The sequence below is a fragment of the Brevundimonas sp. genome, from assembly GCF_018608325.1.
In the GTDB taxonomy this organism is placed as follows: domain Bacteria; phylum Pseudomonadota; class Alphaproteobacteria; order Caulobacterales; family Caulobacteraceae; genus Brevundimonas.
This window is the reverse complement of sequence record NZ_JABAZW010000029.1, coordinates 1-8,982: the sequence shown is the minus strand read 5'-3', so window position 1 is coordinate 8,982 and position 8,982 is coordinate 1. Positions and strand designations below refer to the sequence as shown.

At 63.3% G+C, this 8,982-nt stretch carries 11 protein-coding genes; 3 read left to right on the top strand and 8 right to left on the bottom strand.

Features of this window, described 5'->3' with window-relative positions; all coding sequences use genetic code 11:
* The 5 genes from QZ281_RS02940 to QZ281_RS18190 all read right to left on the bottom strand — a co-directional run.
* On the bottom strand, nt 1-840 hold an 840-nt coding region (locus tag QZ281_RS02940), incomplete at its 3' end, for a DNA polymerase ligase N-terminal domain-containing protein (protein ID WP_292224524.1).
* Between the two features lie 99 nt (nt 841-939).
* Nucleotides 940-2,109, bottom strand: coding sequence for a cyclopropane-fatty-acyl-phospholipid synthase family protein (locus tag QZ281_RS02935; protein ID WP_292224529.1), 1,170 nt, complete (start codon nt 2,107-2,109; stop codon nt 940-942).
* 58 nt (nt 2,110-2,167) lie between these two features.
* Nucleotides 2,168-2,998, bottom strand: a complete 831-nt coding sequence (locus tag QZ281_RS02930) for a DUF1365 family protein (protein WP_292224521.1) — start codon at nt 2,996-2,998, stop codon at nt 2,168-2,170.
* Entirely contained in the window at nt 2,995-3,774 is a 780-nt protein-coding gene (locus tag QZ281_RS18195) for an FAD-dependent oxidoreductase (protein WP_363297277.1), read from the bottom strand. The genes QZ281_RS02930 and QZ281_RS18195 overlap by 4 nt, the downstream gene beginning before the upstream one ends.
* Nucleotides 3,774-4,484 (bottom strand): FAD-dependent oxidoreductase, encoded by a 711-nt coding sequence (locus QZ281_RS18190; RefSeq protein ID WP_363297275.1) that lies wholly within the window; start codon nt 4,482-4,484, stop codon nt 3,774-3,776. The genes QZ281_RS18195 and QZ281_RS18190 overlap by 1 nt, the downstream gene beginning before the upstream one ends.
* Here QZ281_RS18190 and QZ281_RS02920 point away from each other — a divergent pair.
* From QZ281_RS02920 to QZ281_RS02910, 3 genes are read left to right on the top strand one after another with little or no spacing between them, the layout of a single operon-like run.
* Nucleotides 4,483-5,061 carry a sigma-70 family RNA polymerase sigma factor gene (locus QZ281_RS02920; protein ID WP_292224527.1) on the top strand — a complete coding sequence of 193 codons (579 nt, stop codon included), beginning with the start codon at nt 4,483-4,485 and terminating at the stop codon, nt 5,059-5,061. The genes QZ281_RS18190 and QZ281_RS02920 overlap by 2 nt on opposite strands.
* The gene (locus QZ281_RS02915) at nt 5,058-5,696 is read left to right on the top strand and encodes a ChrR family anti-sigma-E factor (RefSeq protein WP_292224519.1); all 639 of its coding nucleotides are present in this window, start codon (nt 5,058-5,060) and stop codon (nt 5,694-5,696) included. The genes QZ281_RS02920 and QZ281_RS02915 overlap by 4 nt, the downstream gene beginning before the upstream one ends.
* On the top strand, nt 5,696-6,496 hold the full coding sequence (locus QZ281_RS02910) for a DUF1295 domain-containing protein (protein WP_292224517.1): 801 nt from the start codon (nt 5,696-5,698) through the stop codon (nt 6,494-6,496). Before QZ281_RS02915 ends, QZ281_RS02910 begins: the two co-directional genes overlap by 1 nt.
* Here QZ281_RS02910 and QZ281_RS02905 read toward each other — a convergent pair.
* From QZ281_RS02905 to QZ281_RS02895, 3 genes are all read right to left on the bottom strand, one after another.
* Nucleotides 6,493-6,900 carry a DUF2177 family protein gene (locus QZ281_RS02905; protein WP_292224515.1) on the bottom strand — a complete coding sequence of 136 codons (408 nt, stop codon included), beginning with the start codon at nt 6,898-6,900 and terminating at the stop codon, nt 6,493-6,495. The two genes, QZ281_RS02910 and QZ281_RS02905, sit on opposite strands and share 4 nt — an antisense overlap.
* Before the next feature lie 310 nt (nt 6,901-7,210).
* Entirely contained in the window at nt 7,211-7,900 is a 690-nt protein-coding gene (locus QZ281_RS02900; protein ID WP_292224513.1) for a response regulator, read from the bottom strand.
* A gap of 9 nt (nt 7,901-7,909) precedes the next feature.
* Nucleotides 7,910-8,982, bottom strand: a 1,073-nt coding sequence (locus QZ281_RS02895; RefSeq protein ID WP_292224512.1) for an ATP-binding protein, incomplete at its 5' end; no start/stop codon positions are given.

The window sequence follows — 8,982 nt, the reverse complement described above, 5'->3', positions numbered from 1 at the left end:
CCAATCCAGACCTTTGCGCGTCCGCAACACCGCCCTGCCGCCGCCGACGCCGATCTGAATGCGATAGCCGTCGAACTTGATCTCATGCGCCCAACCCGCCGCGCCGGGCGGATGATCGACAGCCTTGCACAGCTGGATCGGGATGAAGGCGGGCGGTTTAGTGGCAGTAGCCGCCGCCGCTTTGGTGGGCTTTGGCTTGGCGGGGGGGCGGCGCCTCGTCGGCTTGGAGGACGTCCACTCGGTCTTGTCATCGGCGATCTGGGCCAGCGAACGGCCGGTGGTGACGGAGGCGTCGATCTCGGACAGGGCGTCCCCTTCGCCCGCCACGGCGTATTCGTCCTTTTCCTTCAACAGCAGCCAGTTGTTGCGCGCCTTTCCGCGCCCCTGGGGCTTTCCCCGATCCTCCTTCAGCCGGATCAGCGCCCATTTTCCCTTTAGCCGCTCGCCGTGCAGGATCATCTTGATCTGCCCCTTGGCCCAGGCCGCCTCCAGGTCCGGCTCCTGCGGCTCCCAGGCGCCGACGTCCCACATCTGCACGGTTCCGGCGCCATAGTTGCCGCTGGGGATCGTCCCCTCGAACGACCCGTAGTCCAGCGGATGATCCTCGACCTCGACCGCCAGGCGTTTGACGGCGGTGTCACGCGACGGCGCCTTGGTCACCGCCCAGGATTTCAGCACCCCGTCCGCCTCGATGCGAAAATCATAGTGAAGCCGCGTCGCCGCATGGCGCTGGATCAGATAGCGCAACTCATGACTGGATCGCGCGGCCTTGCGACCCTTGGGTTCGGGCGTCTCGCCGAACCGACGCTTGGCCTGATAGGTGTCCAGTTCACCGCGCATGGGAGTGTTAATCCCCGCCAGCCGAAACCGTTGCGGCGGGGAGCCTGGTTGCAGAACGCCACCACCCGCCCAGAAGCGGGGCTGCCCTCGCCTCTCGATCTAGCCGCGCTGAAGCGTCATCTGGATGACGTCGGTACGCCCCGACCGGAAACCCGCTTCGCAATAGGCGAGATAGAAGCGCCACAGACGTCGGAAGCGATCATCGAAACCCGCATCTTTTTTAACGATCGTGTCCCATCCGCTTTCGAAACGTCGCGCCCAGTCGGCCAGAGTGTCGGCATAGTCGCCCCCAAAGCGCTCGACGCTCGTCGGATTCAAACCCGCCCTAGCGAGCACAGGCCGCATCTTGGCTTCAGAAGGCAAGGAGCCGCCGGGAAAGACGTATCTTTGGATGAAGTCCGTTCGGGCATCGTATTCGTCGAACAACTCATCCTGAATGGTGATGACCTGCAGGCCCGCTCGTCCGCCGGGCGTCAACACCTCATGGACCTTCTGGAAATATGTGGGCCAGTATTCACGTCCGACCGCTTCAAACATTTCGATCGACGCCACCCGGTCAAACCGGCCTTCCACATCACGATAGTCGATCAGGCGAATGTCGGCCTTGTCGGCAAGACCGGCCTCAAACAGGCGGCGGCGTGCATAGTCATGCTGTTCACGTGAGATGGTGACCCCCGTGACCACGGCTCCAATCTCGCGCGCCGAAAACTCCGCGAAGCCTCCCCAGCCGCAACCGATCTCCAGCACGCTGTGGCCGGGTTGCAGTTCCATCATTCGCGCCAGAGCGGCGTACTTGGCGCGTTGCGCCTCTTGAAGTCCCTGCCCCTCAGTTTCGAAGCGCGCTGAGGAGTAGGTCATCGAGGGATCAAGCCAGGCCGCGTAGAAATCATTGCCGAGGTCATAATGGGCGTGGATGTTGCGGCGCGATCCGCGACGGCTGTTTCGGTTCAACCGGTGCGCAAACCCGTTGATCAGGTTCATCAATGGATTGCCGTCAAACAGGCGCCGGATGTGGTCATAGTTGTTGACCAGGGTTTCCAGCAGGATCGCCAGGTCGGGCGTGTCCCACTCGCCTGCCAGATAACTCTCTGCAAAACCTATATCCCCGCCCTTTAGCACGCGCGCAGCGAAGCGCTGGTCGTGGACGGTCAGAACAGCGGCATGCCCAGGCGCCTGGCCCCTCAGGTGGTGGCGTGCGCCGTTCGGCAACACCAGGGTGAGCCGCCCCCAGCTCCATTTGGCCGACAAAAGCCGCACCAGCAGCCCCATCACCGGAGGGTTTTCACCCGAGCCTTTCGCCGCGTCGCAGCACGTGGTGGTCATAAGATCAGTCGGCTTTGAGTTGGGGAGGAAGGGTCGGTGCAAGGCGGCTCTCATCAGGCCGACGCTGGATGGTGACGGGTTCCGATGCGGGTGGCGGCTGACGGGTCAGGCCGACGCCCTTGATCCAAAGCTTCAGCGCCTCCCAGTGAATGGCGAGAACGACCTTCAGCGTCATCAGTGGCAGGGCCAACGCGGCGGCGGACAAGGCCTTGTCGTCAAGCGGACGGCGCTCGGCTGACATGGTGGCGGTGATCAGAACGCCCTCGCCATCCCGGCCGTCGATGCTCATATCCAGTCGGTCGGAGGGGGCGTGGCCCCGAAAGGCGTAGTCCATCTCCATCCCCATAAAGGGCGAGACATAGAGAGCCTTGGCCGCACCCTGCCGGATCAGTCCCGCCGTCTGATCTTCAGCTGGAACCGGAATGACATAGGCGTGGCGCACGCCGAACGTGCTGGTCACCTCATAGACCATGGCCGCCAGCCGTCCGTCGAGGTGATGACAGTAGTAGAGGCTGATCGGATTGAAGACGTGGCCGAACACCCTCGGCATGGTCAGCAGGCGAACCGGCCCGTCGCCTATGTCGATTCCCGCGCGGCCAAGAAACGCGTCGATCTGAGGTCGCAACGCAGCCCCGGACCCGTCGCCGTGATCCCGATCGTAAAAAGACATCAGGTTGAAGCGGTTGTGCGAGAACAGGCGCAGGCGACGATCCAGACCGTCAATCTCGCTCATATCCAGCAACAACCAAAAGACACGATAGTGCAACCGATGCGCCTTAGGCCGAAGCCGCCGGTGCATGACGCCGCCGCGATAGAGGGCGGAGGATTGTGTCACGCCACGTTCTCAAAGGTGTCCGTCGAGACGGACGAGAGATGGATGCGGCCGCTTTCATTCTCGACCGACCAGGGGCGCCGTAAGCCGCCCAGTTGCTCCGAGACAGCCAAGCCCGCTTGCAGACCGTCCTCATGGAACCCCGCTCCGAAGTGGGCGCCGCAGAACCAGACCCCACCCTGCCCCTGCAGGCTCCACAGCTGCTTCTGGGCCTGTATGGCGCGCGGGTTGAAGACAGGGTGCTCGTACAGTTCGGTCCGCAGCAGCGTGCCTGGCCGCGGCGGTCGAGGCGGGTTCAGGGTGACGAACAGGTCTTGCCCCGCAAGCCCCTGAAGTCTGTTCATCCAGTAGGTGACGCATAAGCCCTCCTCGCTGCCGATATAGTTCCAGCTGGCCCAAGCACGTCTGCGACGTGGCATCAGGCTAGCGTCAGTGTGGAGGACAACGAGATTGCGGCTGTAGCGGAAGGCGCCCAGCACCGCCCTCTCCCGATCCGTCGGCTCGGACAGCATGGCCAGGGCCTGGTCGGCGTGGGCGCCGATGACGACATGATCGAACCGCTCGACGCCGCCCTGGCTGTCATGGACCATGACGCCCTGTTCCGTTCGGCGCACACGATTGACGCCGTGGTCCAGCCGCACATCATCGATCTCGCGCGCCAGATGCTCGACATAGATGCGACTGCCCCCTTGGACCGTGCGCCACAAGGGTCGCCCAGACAGCTTCAAAAGCCCATGGTTGCCGCAGAACCGGATGAAGGCTTCAGCCGGATAATCCATCAAAGTATGAGCGGCGACGACCAGATCGCCGCCGCCATCGGCAGCAGGTGGTCGTCGCGGAACGCCTCGCTGAATCCTTCGCGCTTCAAATAATCGCCGAGCGTCAAATCCGGATCGGACAGACCGCCCAGGTCAACCGGCGCTTCACGGTAGAAACGCAGTATCTCTCCCAGCATGGACCAGAAGCGTGGACGCAAAAGATTGCGACGCTGCGCAAATAGGCTCGGCGCAGCATATTCGAACCGCCCCTCATCCAGCGACACGGCGAAGGACATGTCTGTCGCCCGCGTTTCGATCCCCAGATGCGCGAAAAGAGCGATCAGATTGGGATAGGTGGCGTCATTGAAGCAGATGAAGCCGGTGTCCACCGCGACATCGCCCGTTTCTGTGCGCGCAGTCACCGTATTGGAATGGCCGCCAAGGCGATCCGACTTCTCGTAAACCGTGACCTTGTGCCGATGCGACAGAAGCCAGGCTGAAGAGAGGGCGGCGACGCCAGATCCGACCACGGCGATCTTCAAGGGGCGCTCTGAAGAATACGGCATGACAGCTCCGGTACATGCCTGCGAACGGGTTTGCAGGCTCACCGGATTACGCAGTCGGATCACAATCGGATTGCGAATGATCCAGATTTTCTTCCAAAGCGTATTAGGCTTCATGCATGACGAGGTCGCTTCATACACACGCTCTGCCAGCGCCTCGCGTCGCATGACCGCCGACGATCCTACATCAGACGTCGGCGCGCACGACCGTCTGATCGAGGCGGTGGCCTTGCGGCGTGATCGCGAGGCCTTTGTGGCGCTGTTCAGCTATTTTGCGCCTCGCCTGAAGGCTTGGCTGATCAAATCTGGCGCTACGGCCGTAGCAGCCGAAGACTTCGCCCAGGACACGATGCTGACGGTCTGGCGCAAGGCCGATCTGTTTGACGCCCGCAAAGCCCGGGCGGCGACCTGGATCTTTACAATCGCCCGCAATCGTCGGCTCGACATGCTGCGCCGCGACGCCCGCCCCCTGCCAACGCCGGAAATCGACCTTATCGAAACTGCAGCGTCGCAACCCGACAACATTCTGGCTGCCTCCCAGGACGCCGAACGCGTGCGCCACGCCCTGTCGCGCCTCAAACCCGATCAGGTCGAAGTGCTGCGCCTCGCCTTCTTCATGGATAGTCCTCATTCCGAAATCGCCCGTCGGCTGGACCTGCCCCTGGGCACTGTCAAGTCGCGCATACGCACCGCCATGACCAAGCTCCGCCTTATGCTCGAAGCCTCTGCGGAGGCTCCGCGATGAACCCGAACCATAACCCGTCCGAAGAGCGACTGGCGGCCTATGCGGCAGGGGCCCTCAGCCCGCCCGAGGCTGTCGTTGTCGCGGCCCACCTGGCGCTGCGCCCGGCCAACGACGCCTGGGTGCGCCGTCTCCAGACGGTTGGCGGAGCGTTCCTCGAAGAGACTGTTCCGATCGCCGTCTCCGACGACGCCCTGTCGCACACATTGGCGCGCATCGAGACTGACGCGGGCGAGGCGATTGCTCCGCCGCCCCTCAACGACATGCTCGAACTGCCCCAACCTCTGAGACGCTACGCCCTTGGTCCCTGGCGCTGGATCGGCCCAGGTGTTCGGGCGCGCGATGTCCACGCTCCACGCGACGGCGCCTGCCGAGTGATTCTTCTGAAGATTGATCCCGGTCGCGAAACCCCGCGTCATACGCATGTCGGTGTCGAGCTGACCTGCGTTCTGACCGGCGCCTACGCCACCGAGACGGAAAGGTTCGCCGTAGGCGATCTCGAAGAAGCCGACCCGGCGGTGCTCCACCAACCTCGCGTCGTTTCCGATTGCCCCTGTCTCTGTGTCGTCGCCCTAGACGGCGAGATTCAGCTCGACGGCTGGTTCGGCCGTCTGATGCAACCTTTCGTGCGGCTGTGATGGCCCTGCTGTCGCTCTGGGGGGCGGCGGCGATCTGTCTTGTCATGGTCATGGGCGTGGCCTGGATCGTCCAACACCATACGGGTCAGGGCGGCTGGGCCGACGCATTCTGGTCATACGGCCTCGGCCTGGTCGGCGTTGGCGTGGCCCTCATACCGCTGAACGATGCGCCGCCCTCCGCGAGACAATGGGTGACCGCCGGGCTGATTGGGCTCTGGGGTCTTAGGCTGGGCTCGCACATCGCTCATCGCGCCGCCCATGAGGTCGAGGACGCGCGCTACGCCAGTCTAAGAAAGGACTGGGGCTCGGATTATCAGACGAAGATGTTCGGCTTCCTGATGCTCCAGGCCGGCGCCGGCGCCTTACTTGTGCTCAGCATCCTGATGGCGGCGCACAATCCGACCGCAGGTCTGACGGCGCAAGACGGTTTCGCGATTCTGGTCTTCACCGCCGCCCTTGTGGGCGAAAGCCTGGCCGACCGTCAGCTCGCCGCCTTCAAGTCCGCCCCAGCCAACCGAGGGCGTGTCTGCGATACCGGCCTGTGGGCCTGGTCGCGGCACCCCAACTATTTCTTCGAATGGCTGTGCTGGTGCGCCTGGCCCGTGTTCGCCATCGACTTTAGCGGCAAGTGGCCCTGGGGGTGGCTGGCAGTGACCGGGCCAATCTACATCTATTGGCTGCTGACACGGGTTTCAGGCATACCTCTGCTCGAAGCCCACATGTGTCGCTCACGGCCAGAAGCTTTTGAAGCTTATGCCGCACGGACCAGCCGGTTTTTTCCTCGCCGACCGAAGGATTAGAAGGCGCGCAGAAGCCGCGTGGCGAGCGCGCAGGCGATGGCTGACGAACCGGCGCTGACGCCCATGCCCCAGGCCATATCGATCAACGACAGCTTCAAACTCCAGATCTTCAACGTAGCCAGATTAGTGAGATCATAGGTCCCATAGGCGAACAGGCCCAGCAGCCCACCCCAAATCAACGCCTTCTTCCAGCCGCCCTCGGCCAGGCCCGGCAGAACAGCGAAGATCGTCAGACCCGCAGCGTATAGGGCGTAGAAGACGATGGCAGGCGCCAACCGGAAATTCTCTGCGAGCATAGAACCGATCAGCGGCCGGTAGAGCCGATCCCCCATTACCCCCAACCAAACCGTATCGATCACGGAGAAGACTATCAGGGTCAGAAAGTAGGTGATCGCTAAGGTCATGACGCCGGTCCATCAGTTACCTGACTGATACGCGTAAACGTCCCGGATGGATCAATCCTGGATCAGGAACGGCGTCCCGAAGCGATCTGAGGTTAAGCGCGCGCCTAGGCCGCCGGGGCATCCCGCCAACGCAGACCGTTGAGGTCGACGAAAACAATCTCCCTCCCCACCCGCTAACATCAGCAATCGGCTTTTCGAACGACCGTCTTTGTCAAGGATCGTCACCCTAGATGACGTAGTCCTTGTCGAGGATCGGACACGGCCGCCATAGCGCCATCTTCCTTCAGTGACTGTTTGTTCTGAAGGTTGATCAGTCAGACAACCGATAACCTACGCCCGGTTCCGTCAGGATCAGATGTGGCTGGGCCGGGTCGGTTTCCAGCTTTTGACGCAACTGGCCAATGACGACGCGCAGGTATTGGGTGTCGTCGGCATGCGCCTTGCCCCAGACTGCGGTCAGCAGGTCGCGGTGGCCAATCACCTTGCCCACATTGCGCACCAGATGGGCCAGGACATCATATTCCTTGGGCGTCACGCGCACGACTTCGCCTGAGCGGGTAATCAGCCGCCGCTCCAGGTCGATGACGACATCTCCCGCTGTCAGCGGCCCGGTGCTTGTGGCATGAGGCGCGGCCTGTCGCAGATTAGCGCGCAAACGGGCCAGCAGTTCGCCGACGCCGAAGGGCTTTTCGACATAGTCGTTGGCGCCCAGATCAAGCGCCGCGATCTTCTCAGCTTCCTTGTCGCGGGCCGACAGGATGATGATCGGCCCGGCATAGAATTCCCGCGCCCGCGCCAGCACGTCCTTGCCGTCCATGTCAGGCAGGCCGAGATCCAGCACCACCGCATCCGGGCTCCACAGGGCGATGCCGCGCAGACCTTCCTGCCCGCTGTCGGCGCGACGGGGCTCATAACCAGCAGCGTCCAGCGCCGGAGAAAGGAAGCGGTGGATCTGGGGCTCGTCGTCAATGACGAGGATCTGCGGACGGACGGCGGACATGGCGAAAGCCTAGTGCAGGTTCGGATGGGTGACGACGGTCTTGGGCAGGCTGATCAGGATGCGTGTACCCAATCTGGCGCCGTCCGGGCCGTCCATGATCGGGCTGGCAGCGGCGATCCGACCATTCATGGCCTCGACGAAGCCTTTGGCAATGGCCAGACCCAGTCCGGCCCCCTTGGTGCGGTCTGACGATTCCTCCATACGCCGGAACCGGTCAAAGACCCGTTCCAACTCGGCGGTCGGGATGCCCTTGCCCTCATCCTCAATGGATATGACGACCCCGCCCCGGTCTTCATAGGCAGCCAGTTCGATGATCGATCCATCAGGGCTGTAGCTGATTGCGTTCTCCAGAATATTGACCAGCGCCTGCTCCAACAGGCCCTGATCCACCATGACCAGACTGAGTTGGGCGGGAAAGTCGCGGGTCATTCGTCGCTGGCCCATCCGCCGCGCCACACGCCTGCCAGCCGCGTTCAGCACATCGCGCACATCGACCCAGTCAGTGCGGATGTTCAGGCCGCCTCCCTCCAGCCGCGTCATATCCAGCAGGTCGCCGACATAGCGGCTGAGACGCTCAGCCTCCTCGCGGATCGACAGCAACAGGTCGGCACGGACCTCAGGTTTCAGCTTGGAGCCCAGATCAATCAGGGTGGTCGAGGCGCCCAGCACCGTCGACAGGGGCGTACGCAGGTCATGGCTGACCGAGTTCATCAGCGCACCGCGGAACCGGTCCGTGCGGCGCAGGGTCTCGGTCTCTACCGCCTGCCCCGCCAGATCGGCGCGTTCGACCGCCACGGCGCCCTGATCCAGCAGGGCCAGAGCCAGTTTCTCTTCGTCCGATCCGGGGGTCAGGGCGCTGGCCTCAATACCGGCGACACCCGCCCGGCCCCGCACACCCTGCAAGGGACGAAAACTCCAGGCCGCCTGAGGCAATGTGCCGGTTCCATGCCCCGCCGGTTCGCCCTTCTCCCAGGCCCACCGTGCGGCGGCCATGGCCTCTGCGCCCAGTTCAGGCTTGCCCGGCGCGCCCGCGACAAGGGTCAGTTCCTGATCGACAGGCAGAAGGACGACAGCCCCCGCCC

Bases quoted from the DNA above. Each gene is read 5' to 3' on its own strand.
- QZ281_RS02915 (WP_292224519.1), top strand. From the start codon at position 5,058: ATGAACCCGAACCATAACCCGTCCGAAGAGCGACTGGCGGCCTATGCG.
- QZ281_RS18190 (WP_363297275.1), bottom strand. From the start codon at position 4,484: ATGCGACGCGAGGCGCTGGCAGAGCGTGTGTATGAAGCGACCTCGTCA.
- QZ281_RS02910 (WP_292224517.1), top strand. From the start codon at position 5,696: ATGGCCCTGCTGTCGCTCTGGGGGGCGGCGGCGATCTGTCTTGTCATG.
- QZ281_RS02905 (WP_292224515.1), bottom strand. From the start codon at position 6,900: ATGACCTTAGCGATCACCTACTTTCTGACCCTGATAGTCTTCTCCGTG.
- QZ281_RS02900 (WP_292224513.1), bottom strand. From the start codon at position 7,900: ATGTCCGCCGTCCGTCCGCAGATCCTCGTCATTGACGACGAGCCCCAG.
- QZ281_RS18195 (WP_363297277.1), bottom strand. From the start codon at position 3,774: ATGGATTATCCGGCTGAAGCCTTCATCCGGTTCTGCGGCAACCATGGG.
- QZ281_RS02935 (WP_292224529.1), bottom strand. From the start codon at position 2,109: ATGGGGCTGCTGGTGCGGCTTTTGTCGGCCAAATGGAGCTGGGGGCGG.
- QZ281_RS02920 (WP_292224527.1), top strand. From the start codon at position 4,483: ATGACCGCCGACGATCCTACATCAGACGTCGGCGCGCACGACCGTCTG.